Annotated in this window: 15 protein-coding genes; 4 read left to right on the top strand and 11 right to left on the bottom strand. The window is 39.4% G+C overall.

Features of this window, described 5'->3' with window-relative positions; all coding sequences use genetic code 11:
• Positions 1–12: 12 nt before the first annotated feature.
• A complete protein-coding gene (locus IGL15_RS02615) occupies positions 13–1056 on the top strand; it encodes a YeiH family protein (protein ID WP_002289776.1) in 1044 nt (347 codons plus the stop codon).
• A 61-nt stretch (positions 1057–1117) separates the two neighbouring features.
• Here IGL15_RS02615 and IGL15_RS02610 read toward each other — a convergent pair whose 3' ends face one another.
• Positions 1118–1582 (bottom strand): methylated-DNA--[protein]-cysteine S-methyltransferase, encoded by a 465-nt coding sequence (locus IGL15_RS02610; RefSeq protein ID WP_002289775.1) that lies wholly within the window; start codon positions 1580–1582, stop codon positions 1118–1120.
• 245 nt (positions 1583–1827) lie between these two features.
• Here IGL15_RS02610 and IGL15_RS02605 point away from each other — a divergent pair, with 245 nt between their 5' ends.
• Positions 1828–2775: a glycosyltransferase family 2 protein gene (locus IGL15_RS02605; protein ID WP_002289773.1), complete on the top strand. Its 948-nt coding sequence runs from the start codon at positions 1828–1830 to the stop codon at positions 2773–2775.
• Positions 2776–2985: 210 nt separating this feature from the next.
• On the opposite strand, the gene IGL15_RS02600 is transcribed toward IGL15_RS02605, so the two are convergent.
• The 3 genes from IGL15_RS02600 to IGL15_RS02590 form a co-directional block, all read right to left on the bottom strand.
• Positions 2986–5058 carry a DNA topoisomerase III gene (locus tag IGL15_RS02600; protein WP_002306019.1) on the bottom strand — a complete coding sequence of 691 codons (2073 nt, stop codon included), beginning with the start codon at positions 5056–5058 and terminating at the stop codon, positions 2986–2988.
• A complete protein-coding gene (locus tag IGL15_RS02595; protein ID WP_002291196.1) occupies positions 4991–5368 on the bottom strand; it encodes a DUF1033 family protein in 378 nt (125 codons plus the stop codon). The genes IGL15_RS02600 and IGL15_RS02595 overlap by 68 nt, the downstream gene beginning before the upstream one ends.
• Positions 5369–5496: 128 nt before the next feature.
• Entirely contained in the window at positions 5497–6057 is a 561-nt protein-coding gene (locus tag IGL15_RS02590; protein WP_002323745.1) for a TetR/AcrR family transcriptional regulator, read from the bottom strand.
• Positions 6058–6206: 149 nt separating this feature from the next.
• On the opposite strand from IGL15_RS02590, the gene IGL15_RS02585 reads away from it, so the two are divergent.
• Positions 6207–7499: a multidrug efflux MFS transporter gene (locus IGL15_RS02585; RefSeq protein ID WP_002325116.1), complete on the top strand. Its 1293-nt coding sequence runs from the start codon at positions 6207–6209 to the stop codon at positions 7497–7499.
• A 59-nt stretch (positions 7500–7558) separates the two neighbouring features.
• Here IGL15_RS02585 and IGL15_RS02580 read toward each other — a convergent pair whose 3' ends face one another.
• From IGL15_RS02580 to mnmA, 3 genes are all read right to left on the bottom strand, one after another.
• Positions 7559–8677, bottom strand: coding sequence for an aminotransferase (locus tag IGL15_RS02580; protein WP_002298286.1), 1119 nt, complete (start codon positions 8675–8677; stop codon positions 7559–7561).
• Positions 8678–8690: 13 nt separating this feature from the next.
• Entirely contained in the window at positions 8691–10112 is a 1422-nt protein-coding gene (arcD, locus tag IGL15_RS02575) for an arginine-ornithine antiporter (protein ID WP_002286721.1), read from the bottom strand.
• 245 nt (positions 10113–10357) lie between these two features.
• A complete protein-coding gene (mnmA, locus tag IGL15_RS02570) occupies positions 10358–11479 on the bottom strand; it encodes a tRNA 2-thiouridine(34) synthase MnmA (RefSeq protein WP_010718311.1) in 1122 nt (373 codons plus the stop codon).
• A 403-nt stretch (positions 11480–11882) separates the two neighbouring features.
• Between mnmA and IGL15_RS02565 the strand changes: the two genes are divergently transcribed.
• Complete coding sequence (locus IGL15_RS02565) at positions 11883–12482, top strand: metallophosphoesterase (RefSeq protein WP_002291205.1); 600 nt, start codon at positions 11883–11885, stop codon at positions 12480–12482.
• Positions 12483–12619: 137 nt separating this feature from the next.
• On the opposite strand, the gene efmA is transcribed toward IGL15_RS02565, so the two are convergent.
• From efmA to IGL15_RS02545, 4 genes are all read right to left on the bottom strand, one after another.
• Positions 12620–13906 carry a multidrug efflux MFS transporter EfmA gene (efmA, locus tag IGL15_RS02560; RefSeq protein ID WP_002291207.1) on the bottom strand — a complete coding sequence of 429 codons (1287 nt, stop codon included), beginning with the start codon at positions 13904–13906 and terminating at the stop codon, positions 12620–12622.
• 270 nt (positions 13907–14176) lie between these two features.
• Positions 14177–14521 (bottom strand): DUF1831 domain-containing protein, encoded by a 345-nt coding sequence (locus IGL15_RS02555; RefSeq protein WP_002286736.1) that lies wholly within the window; start codon positions 14519–14521, stop codon positions 14177–14179.
• Between the two features lie 136 nt (positions 14522–14657).
• Positions 14658–15803 (bottom strand): cysteine desulfurase family protein, encoded by a 1146-nt coding sequence (locus IGL15_RS02550; RefSeq protein ID WP_002291210.1) that lies wholly within the window; start codon positions 15801–15803, stop codon positions 14658–14660.
• 179 nt (positions 15804–15982) lie between these two features.
• Complete coding sequence (locus IGL15_RS02545; protein WP_002286741.1) at positions 15983–16957, bottom strand: ribose-phosphate diphosphokinase; 975 nt, start codon at positions 16955–16957, stop codon at positions 15983–15985.
• Positions 16958–16971 lie beyond the last annotated feature (14 nt).

Genomic DNA, 16971 nt, shown 5'->3' with positions numbered 1-16971 from the left:
GGAACCGATCAAATGAAATCATTGTCACATCCAATAAAATCTGTAAAGGATTCAGCGGTCCGCGAAATCTTACCCGGTTTACTGCTTTCTTTTGCCATCGCTGCCTTCAGCAGGCTTCTTGCTATTTATCTGCCACAGTTAGGTGGAGCGACTATTGCTATTTTATTGGGTATTTTATTAGGAAATACTTTTTTTAAACAGCCTGTTCTAGCAATCGGCACAAAATTTGCTGAAAGCAAACTATTAGAATTCTCTGTTTTTTTACTAGGTGCAACTGTCACAGCTCAAACGATTGCTCAAATTGGTGTAAAAGGAATTGTTTTTGTGTTACTGCAAATGTCAGTCACTATCATCGGTGCTTACTTGATTGGTAAAAAACTGCAATTCAGCGATACTTCTTCTTTGATGATGGCTGGAGGAAACGCTGTTTGTGGTTCTTCTGCTATTGCTTCAATCGCCCCTTCCATCCATGCGAAAGAGGAAGAAAAAGGACAGATCATCACACTAGTCAATCTACTGGGTACTGTGATGATGTTGACTCTCCCTTTTCTTGGATTACAGTTGTTTGGTGGAAATCTCATTGAAAAAAGTGCACTTTTGGGTGGTACACTCCAATCTGTTGGTCAAGTAGTCGCTGGGGCAAGCTTACTTGACAATTCTGTTGTCGAATTCGCCATGCTATTTAAGATTCTACGTATTATGATGCTCGTTGTTGTTGTCTATCTGTTTGAAAAATTCATGCACAAGAAACAACCAGCTCTGTTTGAAACGCCAACTGATACGCAGAAAAAACGAAAATTACCGCTTCCTTGGTATGTATTAGGGTTTGTGATCTTTTGTTTGGTCAACAGCTTGTTTTCTTTACCTGTAGTTATTGACCAATCGGCACATTTTATCAGCAGCTGGTTTGAGATCACTGCTTTAGCGGCAATTGGTCTGCGTTTAGACTTTGCAAAATTCATGAAAGAAGGTACACGCTTCTTATCTTATGGATTAGCTGTCGGGCTTCTCCAAACAGTGATGGCTTTACTATTTATTTGGCTGATCAAAGTTTAGAATGAACATGAAAAAACAGTTGTGATTCTCGCATGGAACAATGTCCGAATCACAACTGTTTTTAATTTTGCAGATATCCTTCTAACAACAACAATTGGCGTTTGATTTCAACCCCATCTATTGCGTTTCCCATATATCCTGTCAGTTTTCCATTTTGCCCGATCACTCGATGACAAGGAATAACGATTGGCAATGGATTGGTTCGATTTGCCTGCCCAATCGCTCGCACAGCTTTCGGACTATCAACAGCAACGGCTACTTCTTTATACGTTCGGATTTCTCCATAAGGAATGGTCGACAAAGCTTTCCAGACATTTTGCTGAAAAGGCGTACCTCTCTTTATAGATAAAGGAACATCAAATTCTTTTCTTTTTCCCGCAAAATATTCTTCAAACTGTTCTTGTGTGCGCGTTAAAATTCGCTGATTCGCTGATTCGCTTTCTGAAATTGGCTGAAAAGATACAGCAGTCAATCCGGATTCATCTGCATCTAACCATAAAAAGCCGATAGGTGTGTGTATTTTCATTTTGTTTGCTCCTAGTCAATAGACTGGAACTTCCTCCTTTTTCTCTATCCAAAACTACTTGCCAACTAATAAAAATTGTTCTTAAAAGTTTGATAAACCGAGGAAACATGGTAAACTAAATACGTTAGTTTACAAAAAGAATACCTGTTCTTTTACGTAAAATCAAATTTTAAAGGTGTTATTTAAGGTTTATTAAATTTTGAATGTAAACCATATATAAACATACGATTGAAAGGATAGAAACGATGAAAGTATCAATTGTTGTCCCATGTTTTAATGAAGAAAAAACTGTTCCTCTTTTTTTTGATGAGGTTGAAAAATTCAAAGGTGCCCATGAGTTCGAATATTTGTTTATTGACGACGGATCAAAAGACGGTACGTTAGCAGCAATCAAGAAGCTAGCCTCAGCTTATCCTTATGTCCGCTTTGTCTCATTTTCCAGAAATTTTGGGAAAGAAGCGGCTCTGTACGCTGGATTGCAAGCTTCTACAGGAGATTTAGTGACCGTGATGGATGTTGATCTGCAAGATCCGCCCGAACTGCTTCCTGAGATGATCAACCGGATCACTACTTCTGATATCGATTGTGTCGGCACCCGGCGTTCGACTCGTGAAGGCGAGCCTGCGATACGCAGTTTCTTTGCGAAAAAATTCTACCAGTTGATCAATAAAATCAGCGATACAGAAATGGTCGATGGCGCTCGTGATTTCCGCTTGATGACTCGTCAAATGGTGGATGCCGTCCTAGAATTAACAGAATACAACCGATTTTCAAAAGGATTATTTAGCTGGGTCGGGTTTAAAACAGAATATATTTCTTATGAAAACCGCGAACGTGTGGCTGGCGAAACATCTTGGTCCTTCTGGAAATTATTCAACTACTCGATTGATGGTATCGTGAACTTCTCGGATGCACCGTTAACGATTGCTTCATTTATCGGCGCTTTGTCTTGTGTCGGTTCTGGTATTGCAATTTTGTTCATTATTTTGCGGGCATTGTTGTTTGGTGATCCTACATCAGGATGGCCTTCCATGGTCTCGATCTTCCTGTTCATTGGTGGAATCCAATTGTTATGTCTTGGAATCATCGGGAAATATATCGGGAAAATCTTCTTAGAAACGAAACAGCGTCCTGTTTATATCATAAGAGAAACAGAAAAAGTGAAGCCAAATGAATTGAAGCCTCACCAATAATATACGTCAAATGAAGTAAACATTTTTTTAAATGAAAAAGGACTGTGACAAAAGTCTTGTCACAGTCCTTTTTTCCGAATAAATGGTGTTCCAGAAGTAGCTTCTTCGGAAATAAGCCGAAATTTCACAAAAATTTGAGAAGCAATTTTCGTAAATTCCTTCTTATTTCTTGAAGCTGACCACTTCTGTCACAACCTCTTTCATATCTTATTATTTCTTCATTGCCGCTTTTAGTGCTGCTGCTAATGGGCTTTCTTCTGGTTCTTCTGCTTGTGCATATTTTTTCAGCAAGCGTCGTTCTTCATGTTTGGTCATTTTCTTCTTCTGCTCTTTTTTATCAAGCATTTTTTCTGTCGTTCCATCGTATTTACAACGGAAATAAGCACCGTTTTTACCTTCGATGATTTCCATTTTCCGGTGACATTGCGGGCATCGATGATTAGAGACTTTTGGATCTTTTCTTCTGCGGTAGTTGCAATCTGAATTGGTGCAGACATAGATTTTGCCGTCACGTGTGTTTTTCTCGCGCAGATTGGCCCCACATTCTGGGCATTTCTTTTGGGTAATCGAGAAATCTTGATATTCTTGTTTGCTTGATTTGATCTCATTCACCAAGCGTTTTGTTTCTTTTTCGATTCCATTCAAGAAGGTTCCTGCTTGTTTCTTTCCTGCAGCAATAGCTTCAAGGTCTTTTTCCCAGCTTTCTGTCAAATCTGGTGTTACTAAAGAGGGATTTACCAATACTAATAATTGCTTACCTTTAGGAGATACTTGCAGTCCTTGAGGGGTACGTTCCATCAGTTCAGATTTGATTAGTTTCTCGATAATCTCTGCACGCGTAGCTGGGGTTCCCAGACTGTATTTTTCCATTTGACCAAGCAAGCTTGCTTCTGACAATGGTTTAGGCGGTGCAGATAGTTCTTTTTTGATGGCGAAATCGGGATTGATTCTCATTCCTTTTTCCCATTTGACTGTTTCCGTCTCAGTTTCAGTTTCGCCTTTCCATCCTGCTTGGACGACACGATTTTGCCGAAAAATGAATCGTTCTTTACCAAATTCAACCGTAACTTTTGTTTGGCTGACTTTATGGGGTTGAGCAAACAGTCCTAAAAAACGAGAGACAATCATTTGATAGATTTTTTGCTCTTCATTACTTAATTTTTCATAACGTGCTCTGTTTTCAGTTGGCAAAAGTGCATGGTGATCGGTCACTTTACTGTCTTGGAATACTTTTGTCTGTTGGACGATGGCTCCGTTTTTCAAATACTGCTTGACCTCAGGAGCAAAGTCGCTGACTGCTTGCAATCGTTCTTTCATCGTACTTTTCATGTCATTTGTCAGATATTTGCTGTCTGTACGCGGATAAGTAACGATCTTATGGGTCTCATACAAACTTTGTACAAGATTTAATGTTTTCTTTGCAGAATAGCCATAGCGTTGATTGGCTTCTCTTTGGATCTCTGTTAAATCATAAGGCAATGGCGCAGATTCCGTTTTTAATTTTTCTTGGACTTCTGTGACAGTTCCTTTGCTTGTACTGATCAATTGAACAAGTTTTTGTGCTTCTTCTTGTGTTTTTAAAGCAAATTGATTTTTTTGAAGCATTTTGGCTTGTTCTTTTCCAGCTTGCAACGTGATCGTGAAATACGTTTGTGGACGGAACTGCTCGATTTTCTTTTCTTGGTCTCTCACTAATGCTAGTGTCGGTGTCTGCACACGGCCTGCTGATAAATTATCCGCGTACTTCACAGTTAAGGCTCTGGTCACATTCAATCCTACCAGCCAGTCCGCTTTTGCCCGGGCAAGAGCAGATTCATACAATGCATCATATTCTTTCGCAGGTCTTAGTTGCTTGAATCCAGTTTTGATTGCTTTATCTGTTTGAGAAGAGATCCATAACCGCTTCACTGGTTTATTGAAATGCACATACTCTAAGATCCAGCGAGCAACAAGTTCCCCTTCTCTTCCGGCATCTGTCGCAATGACTGCTTCTGAGACATCTTTTCGCTGAGCTAGCTGCTTGATTGCTTTTAATTGATGTCCTGTTTTAGGAAGTGGTTTGATTCCTAGTTTTTTAGGGATCATTGGCAACGTGTCCATTTGCCAGCTCTGCCATTCCTTATTCAGATCTTCCGGCATTTTCAATCCTAATAAATGACCAAGGGCCCAAGTAACGATCACCTTGGGTCCTTCATAATAATTTTTGTGCTTTTGATTAGCACCAAGCACCTTGCTTAGGTCTTTCGCAACGCTTGGTTTTTCCGCTAGAATTAGTTGTTTCATAAAATTCCTTTCCGCTTTCTACTGTGATGGGCTGATGATTTTTCAACAACGCAAGTCCTTTGTATTGCTGTAAATCATCGTCACACTCTTCACACCAGCGCTCATCTCCGTCATTCCAAAAGGCGCTGAGAAAGTTACTTTTTGCATTGATATATTCATAATTTTGATGGATTTCGTTCCATTGTTTTTCGTACGCTTGTCGTGCTTCTTCGAAAGACTCGAATGTTTCTTCTGCTTCAATATCTTCTTCCCAGTCTTCAAAAAACCACCAAGGCTCATTGTCCCCGAACATGGTAATTACTTGATACATACTCGTGCTCCTTCTTTCAGCTTTTCTAGACTCATCTTAGTCACTTTTCAAGAAAGTTGCAAGAATTTTCTCTTATAAAAGGGTCATTTAATGAACATCTTAAAATTGTTACAAATGAATCTGATTGTTTAAGGCAAAGTAGCGATAAAGTCATTGATCATCCAAAAATAGCTGTCTTCTGGATCGATTGTTGGTTCTTTTGTAAAGTATCCTAAAAAACGTAAGGAAAGATAACCGTGGATCATACTACGAAGTTCCCTGCTTCGATGAACTTTTTCTTCTTTCGTTAATTGAAAAGCCTCAAATATCTGCAAAATGATCTGATTCGTTTCATGGATTCCATCTAATAAAACAGCTTCATTGGTATGCGGTACACTGATCAGTAACTCATACACTGCTTGATTTGAAAAAGCAAAGGATCGATAAGTTTCTGCATAGATCTGCAGTGCTTCCTGACCACTTTTTCCTACAAGAGCCCGACGCAGCTGGTCATTAAGTTCCTGCAGAAGTTTCGCTGTTAGCGCTGTTTTGACATCACGAATATTTTTGAAATGGTTATACAGCGAGGGAGCCTTGATATCCAAGCGTTTGGCTAAATGCTGAAAGGTTATTTGCTGAACATCCATCTCTTCTGCTAGTTCTCGAAAGCAGTCGATGATTTTCTCTTGAGACAGATTTCTTTTTTTCATTTCCATGTTTCCTCTCATAAAATAAATCCTTCACTCTTTCAGTTTACCACGAAAAAGAAAGAGAAAAAAGAGACTTTCATTGATAAACTACATATTGTAGTTTATAATAAAGAGCTGTAGATGAAAATTTTCAGAAAGAAGGAGTCTAATTGGCTGCAAGAATAAAGGAAAAATTATTTAGGAAAAGAGAAACTTGGGAACAAAACTTGTTTGTCTTATGGTTTGGAACATTTATGGCTGGTATCGGATTTAGTTTAGTCATGCCTTTTATGTCACTTTACATAGATACGTTAGGTAATTATAGTACGTCACAATTGAACTTTTGGAGCGGATTGACTTTTTCATCTACTTTCTTGGTGACTACGCTGATCTCTCCTTGGTGGGGAAAATTAGCCGACCAAAAAGGAAGAAAATTGATGCTGTTGCGTGCTTCATTAGGAATGGCAATCGTCATTTCTTTGATGGGTTGCGTGACTAGTGTGTATCAATTAGTCGCATTGCGTCTGCTTCAAGGGATTTTTTCTGGTTATATCAGTAATGCCACTGCCCTTGTCGCAACTGGGACGCCAAAAGAAAAAAGTGGTCAAGTTCTTGGAACCTTAGCAACTGGTTCTGTTACAGGAACATTACTTGGACCGCTTCTTGGCGGGATCTCTGCTTCAGCGTTTGGCTATCGCCCTACCTTTTTCATTACAGGGATCATCTTATTTTTCGTCTTCTTGTTGAGTCTGTTTTTCGTCCATGAAAAATTTGTCCCAGTGAAAAAAGAAAACATGGTTTCTGCCAAACAGATTTTCAAAGACTTGAAATATCCACACGTCGTCATCGGTATGTTCGTCACAACGATGATCATCCAAGCATCCAACAATTCCATTAGTCCAATCATCAGTCTGTACATTCGCCAATTGCTGCATGGACATGGGAATGTTACGTTGATCAGCGGAATCATCGCTTCGATACCTGGGATTGCCACTTTGATAGCCGCTCCAAGATTTGGTCGCTTAGGTGACAAGATCGGGAGTGAAAGAATACTTGCGATTGGTTTGGGTTTTGCGATTCTGGTTTATATCCCAATGGCATTCGTCACGAATGTTTGGCAATTAGCTGCCTTACGTTTTTTGATTGGTATCTCTGATGCTTGTCTGCTCCCTGCTGTCCAAGCATTGATCACAAAATATTCGCCTCATCAAGCTGCTGGACGGATCTTCAGTTATAACCAATCTTTCCAAGCAACTGGTAACGTAGTAGGGCCTATGATCGGCTCCAGTGTTTCCAGTGCATTTGGTTATCGTGGCGTTTTTCTTTCGACTTCTCTTCTTGTTTTGGTCAACTTCTTGCTTGTACGACACAATACACAAGAAATCCATCAGCAAGAAACTGCAGAAGAAAAAGCTTCAGGAGTCTCCATATCTTCAGGGCACTCTCCTTCTCATAGACAATAAGCGTAAATGAAAAACACTGCTTGAACAGTTGTCACAGACTGTCCTTGCAGTGTTTTTGTTTAGGCCTGTTTTTTCAAGAACTCAGATAAGAGGAATAATCCCTTTTCCAAGGTTTCTTTTTTACAACAGTAACCTAGTCGGGCATGCTTCGGTAAATCAAAGGCACTTCCTGGTACTAATAGTACTCCTGTTTCTTCTAATAAATTGATACAAAATGTCTGGTCATCTTCTTCGATGGCTAATTTAATGAAAGAAGTAGAGACGTAATTGGGAGCGACAAGTTCAACTTTCGGTTCATTGGCTACCCATTGTTTTAAAATCACAAGGTTCTCTGTAATGATCTTTTTGTTTCGCTCCAATATTTTTTCTTTATTCTTCAATGCATGTACAGCAAGATCATCTGACAGGACTCCGCCGCAAATCATCGTGTAGTCTCGATACTTTCGAAAAACTTCTGCCAACTCAGGTCCAGTAGCTGTCCAGCCAATACGAATACCTGGAATGGAGTAGGTTTTGGATAGGGAATTGGTTGCTATACCTTTTTCATAGACATCTACGATCGACAAGAATTCACCTTTATCCGTTAAAGGCGCATATACTTCATCTATCAATACATATGCATCTACTGTACGAGCAATTTCTGCGATTTTTTCTAAAGTTTTCCGATCTAGCAATGTGCCTGTAGGATTGTTTGCACTATTCAAACAGATGATTTTTGTTTCAGGTTTGACTAAGGCTTCTAGCTGTTCTAAATCAAACTGCCAATCTTCTTCTTCCTTCAAATGAACAAAGTCAACAGCGGCACCTAAAGATTTGGGGATGTCATATAATTGCTGATAAGTAGGAAGCATCGAAACAACATGGTCTCCTGCTTCCACTAACGCGTATAGAGCTAAAAGATTAGCACCAGTCGCTCCATTCGTTTGTAAGATGTTTTCCGGATTGACGGTTTGATAAAGAGAAGCGACTTCTTGTTTGAAAACATCTGATCCTTCGATCCAGCCATAGTCCAATGGTTCGTTTTTGCGTTTTTCGAAAAATTCACTTACGCTAGTCCCATCTAAGCCAACGAGTTCGTCTAATGTCAATGCTTCGATCGAGCTTTGTGCAATATCATATACCGCTTTCTTTTCCCATTTATTTAGCCATTCTTCTACACCGAAATTTGCGATTTTCATGTTTCTTTCCCCCTTATATCTTGATCCAGCCTACAGCAAGCAACCCGATTGAAAGCAGTGCGGCCACACAAATCAGCCCAATCATTACTTTTTCTTTTCCCGTAATTTGATGTTTGGTTTCACGACAAGCGATCCAGTAGAAGCAAAAACCAGGAAGATAGGCAATACTACATAAAAGGACATAAGAAAATCCTGCTAAAATGATGCCCATCAATTCAAAAACTACAGCAATCCCACCGATCACTACTTGTTTTTTGATTCCTTCTTTTAAAGAAAACTGGACTTGATAGATCCCGACAAGTAGATAACAAATCAAAATTGCCGCTGTACATAAAGAATAGGCAAATTGATAGGCATAATCAGTAACTAAGAAAGTCAATAAGAATAGATTAGTCAAGATTGCAGTAACAACTAACGAATAAGTTGGGGCATTTTTTTTATTCGTTTTTCCCCAACCTTTCGGCAACAGACCGTCTCGAGCCATCAACATCGTTGTTTCTGCTGGGAGCATCGTCCAAGACAACCAAGAACCAATGATCGAAATAATCAAGCCGATATTGATCAGCGCTGCTCCCCAATTTCCCACGATTCCTTTTAAAATATTTGCCATAGCAGGTTGTGAAATAGTTGCTAACTCTTCTTGAGATAAGACGCCGTATGGCAAGATCGAAGCAAGGATATAGATAAACAATAAACAAAGCAGACCAATGATCGATGCTTGCTGGGCTTCTGAACGTTTCTTCGCGCGGTTGGCTAAAACACTTGCGCCTTCGATCCCTACAAAGACCCACATCATAACCATCAAACAACCTTTAATCTGCAACCAGATCGTTCCTTGCTGCCCTGTTCCATTCACTAGATTATCAGATACGTTACCCCAAAAATCAGCAGTGAATATATTCACTTTAAATGCGATAAATACAAATATTAAAAATAGGAATAATGGCACTAATTTACAGATCGTCACGATTGTATTGATGACGCTCGCTCCTTCAACTCCATTGTTTACTAATAAAGTCAGACCCCAAATAAAAATACTTGCAAATAAAATAGAAGGAACATTTTGTCCACCTTTGAATATCGGGAAAAATTCTCCCATGGCGCTCATCAGCATCGTTGCAAAAGCAACATTTCCCAGCCACGCAGACAACCAGTAACCCCAACCACTGATGAAGCCACCTAATTTACCAAATGAAGCTTCCGCGTAACCGAAAATACCACCATCTAGATCTGGACGTTTTTCTCCTAAATGATTCAGCGATAATACCAAAGCTAAAATACCAATCCCAACGATTATCCATGAAAGGATCGCTGGCCCTGGAGCTGCAGAACTAGCCAGATCACTTGTGATCCCAAACACACCGCTTCCGATTGACGAACTGACAACCAGAGCAACCAGTCCCCATTTGCTAATACCCGTTGATTTCTTTTCCATTTCCATCACCCTCACTTATAAAATTGAACAAATCACTTGCAAAAGATTCCCTTCTATTTTGCAACTGCTCTTGCTTAACAAAAAGCAACTTTATTCATATTATTGGATATTATGAACTTTTTACACAAGTATTTCAAGTATAAAATGAATAAAAATTAATTTTATTGCAAAAAAACAGCTATGCTATCCAAAAGAAAAGGTGTTTCTTTTGTTAGCCATAGCTGTTTTGATTCATTTAATATCGCTTAAACGTATTGTAAAACTTTTGTTTCTTGATATGCGTGGTCGATCAAACCACCACCCAGACATTCCATTCCATCATAAAATACAACTGCTTGTCCAGGAGTGATTGCACGTACAGGTTCGTCGAATACGACTTCTGCACGATTATCATCCAATAAGCGAACTGTCACAGGAACGTCTTGCTGACGATAACGGAATTTCGCTGTACACTTGAATTCTTTTGGCATTGGTTCATTCGTCGTAAAGTGGATTTCACTTGCATCCAAGCTTGTGGCATACAATGCAGGATGATGGAACCCTTGCCCCACATATAATGTGTTTGTCGCTAGATCTTTTCCTACAACAAACCAGGGTTCTTGCGAATCTCCTCCGCCACCGATCCCTAGTCCTTGACGTTGACCAATCGTATAATACATCAAGCCAGCATGTTGTCCTTTGACTTCACCATTAAGAGTGACCATATTTCCTTTTTTTGCTGGCAGATAGTTGCTCAAAAATTGTTTGAAGTTCTTTTCACCAATAAAGCAGATTCCCGTTGAATCTTTTTTCTTAGCAGTCGCAAGGCCTGCGCGTTCAGCAATTGCCCGTACTTCTGATTTTTCCATGCCACCTAGAGGGAACATCGTTTTTGAAAGCTGTTCTTGTGATAATTGGCTAAGGAAGTAAGTTTGATCTTTATTATTGTCTACTCCACGAAGCATGTGGACCACGCCGTTTTCATCGCGAGTGACTTGCGCATAATGTCCAGTAGCTACATAATCGGCGCCAAGATCCATTGCATAATCCAAGAATGCTTTGAATTTGATTTCTTTGTTGCACATCACGTCTGGGTTAGGTGTACGTCCTGCGCGGTATTCGGCTAGGAAATATTCAAATACACGATCCCAATATTCTTTTTCAAAATTCACAGAGTAATAAGGAATCCCGATTTGAGCAGCTACTTTCGCTACATCCTTATAATCTTCCGTGGCCGTGCATACACCGTTTTCGTCCGTGTCATCCCAATTTTTCATGAATATTCCGATCACGTCGTATCCTTGTTCCTTTAACAAAAGTGCTGTTACAGATGAGTCGACACCGCCGCTCATCCCTACGACAACGCGTGTTTTGCTGTTGTCTGTCATGATATCACCATCATTTCAATTAGATTCTGAAACATCTACGAGTTGAAGGTCGCAACTTTTCAGTATTTTACATTATACGTCATATTTCTGAAAATTTCATCCCTTAATTATCAAGTCGTAAAAATACTGTTCTACTGGACCTATTCAGTACACAAACATGATAGTCAACCAAAAAATCACTCATCTTTTGAGCATTCGATATAAAAAATTGGCATACTCATAAAAAGGGCCAGCCTTTCGGCAATAAGGAATAATTTTGTAAATTGTGAAAAACTATTTTTCAAAATTGCTTCTTATCGCTTAAAGCTGCACGTCTCATTTACAACCTTTTCTTTTTAGATGTTATGAGTTGCTCAGATAAGTGATTTTGTTTACTCTAAGAAAAAAGGGAGGCAAAAGATACATGAATTACTTTACCAGTGATATGCACTTTTTCCATGAACGCTTATTAGGAAAAAACGACTTTGCTCCGCGGCTCTTTGCAAATGTGGATGAAATGAACCAACAGTTGATCACTAGCTGGAATGCAGTAATAAAAGAAACCGACCATGTTTATCATCTAGGCGACCTTGCTATGCATCCGCAATATGAAAAAGCAAATGCAGAAATTTTGGAACTGGTCACTCAACTGCAAGGAACAATCCACTTGATCAAAGGGAACCATGACAGTCGCGCTTTTTTCCGTTATTTAGAAAAAAATGATCCTAGGCTTACTGACGGAAGTCCCAAATTTTATTTTTATGATGTAGGTGCCATCGTTAAATTCGACCATCAACAATATTACTTGACTCATTATCCGATGTTGCTCGGGCCTAACGACACTATCCGCAATCTTCATGGACATATCCATCATTACAGCGTACCTATCGAGAACGATGTCAATGTAGGCGTAGACGCACCGGAAAGAGAACTCTTAAAGGAAAAACTACCATTTGGCACTCCGTTATCTGAGCAACAAATCAAAGAAATCTATGAAGCAAAGAGGAAGTACGATAGGTCGTGAAAAAACTGCCCTATATCAAGTATTAAACAAATAAAAATAATTACTCATATTTTTCATTTGAGTAGGCTTATTGCCACAGGAACATTAGGATCAGAAATGGAGTTGTAACAAGACTTCTGTCACAACTCCATTCCATACTATTCGTCTTTTTGCTCATGGTGTTCTTTTACCAGTTTTTTCTGTAATTCTTTATCATAATTTCGGGCAGCTGATGTTAAAAATAAAACGATTCCGCATAATAAAATCCCGATTCCAGAAAACAAGAACATTTTTTCTACCCCTAAACGATCAGCTAATGGTCCTGCAAATAATAATCCAATTGGACCTGCCAGGTTCATCAAAGAGTTGAAGTTCCCTAAGACACGACCTAAAACATTCGATTCATAACTCTGCTGGATCATTGCCATCAGCAGTGTATTGAAATATGGCGTTGCACAACCTGCTCCTGCATTCAAGATAAGAAAGTACAAGAACCCTTGACTATCGTTTGGAACCAATCCGCTTGCACCGATCGTCAGGCCCATAATGATGTAGGCTATAATAATAGGTTTCATTCGGTCTTTCCATGTTCCTATAAAACTGATCAGTGCACCGCCTAAGAGCATTCCGACTGCGTAGACTACTTCCACTGCTCCCGCCTGTCCAACGGAACCACCAAAGTAATCTAGCGTCATCAATGGATACAGACTGATTGCTGGCATGAACAACAGCATCACAAATGCACCATTGATCGTTATGTACCATAACCCTTTGTTATCCATCAATTGCTGCAGCCCAAATTTTGCATCTTTAAAAATAGTAAGCGGAACTTCCAATATTTCAGGAGAAACTTTTGGGATCTTCACAAAAATCAATAAGCCGACACCAAAAACTGCCCCCAATACATCTAATAAAATAAGGTAATTGACAGGAACGACTGAAAACAAAGCCGCACCTAGAGCTGGCGCAATGATGAAATTCGCTGATTGGACCATTCCTAACTGTCCATTCGTCCTTGTTATGTGAGAAGATGGAACGATTGTCGGCATAATCGACTGGATCGTTGGCATTTGGAATGTTTGTGCGACCGAACGCATAAACAAAGACACAAAAACTAGCCAAATCGGGAAGGATTCTGAAATCGTTCCGACTACTGCTAAAATAAGCGCGAAAATCGCTACAATAATATCCGTGACAATCAAAAGAGCTTTTTTATCCCAGCGATCCACTAGCGGTCCTACAAATGGGCTTAGTAAAACCATGGGAATCATTCCTAGTAAAGTAGCAAAACTCAAAATTGTCGCCGAACCGGTTTCTCTTGTCAAATACCAGATGATCGCATATTGGACGACCATACTAGTGATTCCTGACAAAAACTGTCCCGATAAAAAGAACAAATAATTTCTCTTCCAATTCGTTAAAACGACCGACTGTTCATTTTCCATAAACATCCCTCTTTTCTTTTTCATTTTGTATAGCGTTTGCACAACAATCATTATACGGGATTCTTTTTTCAAAAAATACCTTTTTCCCTAAATAACAATCGTTTCAATTTAAATTTCTTTACTTAGAAACAATAAATCAGCAAAATATTAAAAATAACAACATGTGTTAAATTTAAAAATAAAAAAGACAACTAATTTGCGTCGTCCTTACAAAGTTAGTCATCTAACAATAGGCCGTTTCAAAACTAGTTGTCTTTTTATATCCACAGATCATTCGACTTTTTCGAATAACCCACGGCTAATCATCCCATCCATCAGAAAATAAAATTTATCTTGGCTCATTTTCTGTTTTGGATCTTTGAAAATATTGACTGCTTTCAATCCATTTGCTGTAGTGATCGACATTTTCAATGTTTGAATATCTTTTGATACAGTGATTTTTAATTTGAATCCTTCTTTGCTTTGCGGCGTGGCATCTAATGGTCGGATCAATTGATAATTGCCTCCGTTTGTTTCTGTAAATCCATTATCGCGCAATGTATATCTTTTTGCATCAGGATGCAAACGATAGCTAATTGGTGCGCCCAGTACCGTTGCTGTTGTTTCAAATGCCATGATTTTCACCTCGATAAAATTAGTTTCTCTTTATTATAAAAGTTTATCCTGATTTTTACTAGGTTTTTCAGTTAAGTTCCCTAAAAAATGAAGGCGTTCTCTCAGACATCTGTTCATATAAGAATGACTTCACTAGTTATTTTTTGACAGCACGAACTAATTGATCAAGGAAATACTGGATGTCGTCTTCGGTATTTCCCAAACCAAAGCTGATACGGATGGATTCTTTTAGTATCGGTGTATCTTCTCCATACATTGCTTCTAATACGTGTGAAGGCTCGATATTTCCTGCTGTACAAGCTGAACCAGTAGAAATAGCGACCCCATTAAGATCAAGCTTCATCAGTAGCAAATCATTTGCTTCGCCAATTAAGCGAAGATTCAACACATGAGGGAGTTTATTCGTTAAATCACCATTTACTTGATAAGGGATTTCGTTTGCTTCTAATGTATCAAGAATCAATTGCTGTAATCCTTTATATTTGTTGTTACGTGCTTCACGTTCTTCAGGTGACAGCAGTTCAACTGCTTTTGCCATACCCCAGATCCCTGCTAAATTTTCTGTACCTGCACGCCGCTTTTCTTCCTGCTCCCCGCCTAAAAGCAATGCAGGGATATTTACTCCGTCTCGTTTATATAAGAAACCGACGCCTTTTGGCCCATTGATTTTATGAGCAGAGATACTTAATAAATCGATTCCTAATTCTTCTGGATGGATCGTTTGGTTTCCGTACGCTTGTACCGCATCTGTATGGAAATAAGCTGGATGATCCGCTAAAAGTTCACCGATTTCTTTGATTGGCATCAAATTTCCGATTTCATTGTTCCCATACATCACAGAGACCAAGATCGTATCTTCTCGTAACGCTTTTTTGACCTCTTCGATCGACAGATTCCCTTTTTCATCTACAGGCAGATATGTAACGTCAAACCCCTTTGTCTCTAAATATTTCATGGTATTAAGAACAGCAGGATGTTCGATAGCTGTAGTGATTAGATGTCTGCCTTCTTTTTGACGCGAGAACGCTGTTTCTAAGATAGCTGTATTATCCCCTTCTGTTCCCCCACTGTTAAAGATGATCTCGTGAGGTTTTGCTTGCAGACTGTCTGCAATGATTTGTCTTGCTGTTTCCAATTTTTCATGCGCGTGGCGACCAAATCCATGTATGCTTGAAGGATTTCCAAACGTGTCTTGCATGATTGCCGTCATCGCTTCAATTACTTGTGGATGCATGGGGGTAGTTGCCGCATGATCCAGATAAATAGTTTTCACTTCATTCATCCCTTCCAAATTATTGCTAGGCACATTCTAGCATAAAATAGCGAACAAACCAAAGAAGAGCTCATTTTTGTCTAGAGGACGTTTCATGGGCATAGAAAAAAGGAGCTGTGACAAAAGTCTTGTCGCAGCTCCTTGAAGCTGCTCACTTCTGTCACAACTTCTTTCCCTCTTTTTTTTGTTTATTCGAATTCTTTTTCTTCCAGACGGAATAACGGACTCATCGGTGTATTTTCATGGATGCGTTTGACCGCTTCACCCATTAATTCTGAACATGTAACGATTGTTAAGTTTTCTGGATGACGATTTTCTTCTGTGAAAACAGAATCAGTGATACAAATATCTTTGATTGGTGCATTGTCTAAAATACTTTTCGCATGATCGGACAATAATCCATGTGACGCACAGGCATATACTTCTTTTGCGCCGTTTTCTTTTAATACATTTGCTGCTCGTGCAAGCGTTGCTCCTGTGTTCAAGATATCATCTACCATGATACATGTCTTTCCTTGAACATCACCGATCACATAACCACCCTCAGTTGAAGCATCATCTGCATGATCTACGATGGCTAATGTGCTGTTCAAATATTCTGAAAGACTACGTGCACGCTGAACACCGCTGTTTTTTGGCGAAACAACTACGATGTCATCTCCCGTCAGACCTAATTGACGGTAATAATGAGCAAACAACGGCATCGTAAATAAATTATCTACAGGAATATCAAAGAATCCTTGTACTTGAACCGTGTGCAGATCTAAAGTCAGTACTCGAGTTGCCCCTGCTTCTTCGATCAAGTTAGCGATCAATTTCGCAGTGATCGGTTCATGAGGTTTCGCCGTGCGGTCTTGCCTAGCATACCCATAGTAAGGCAATACGACATTGATCGTTTTCGCACTTGCTCGCTTCATTGCATCGATCATGATCAGTAGTTCCATATAGTAGTCATTGACAGGTGCATTCGTTGATTGAACGATATACACATGATCCCCTCGAATACTTTCTTCGATATTGATGGAAATCTCGCCATCACTAAATTGCTTCACGACGCTTTTACCTAATTCTGTTCCGAACACTTTCGCGATTTTTTCAGCTAATGGACGGTTGCCATTCAAACTAAAAATCTTCAACGTGTCATCCTGATACTTATTACTCATGTAGTCCTCCCCAA

Source organism: Enterococcus sp. DIV0436a, from assembly GCF_051711605.1.
GTDB classification, from domain to species: Bacteria; Bacillota; Bacilli; order Lactobacillales; family Enterococcaceae; genus Enterococcus_B; species Enterococcus_B faecium.
Note: the sequence above shows the minus strand (reverse complement) of the source record. Positions and strands in the feature narration are given on the sequence as shown.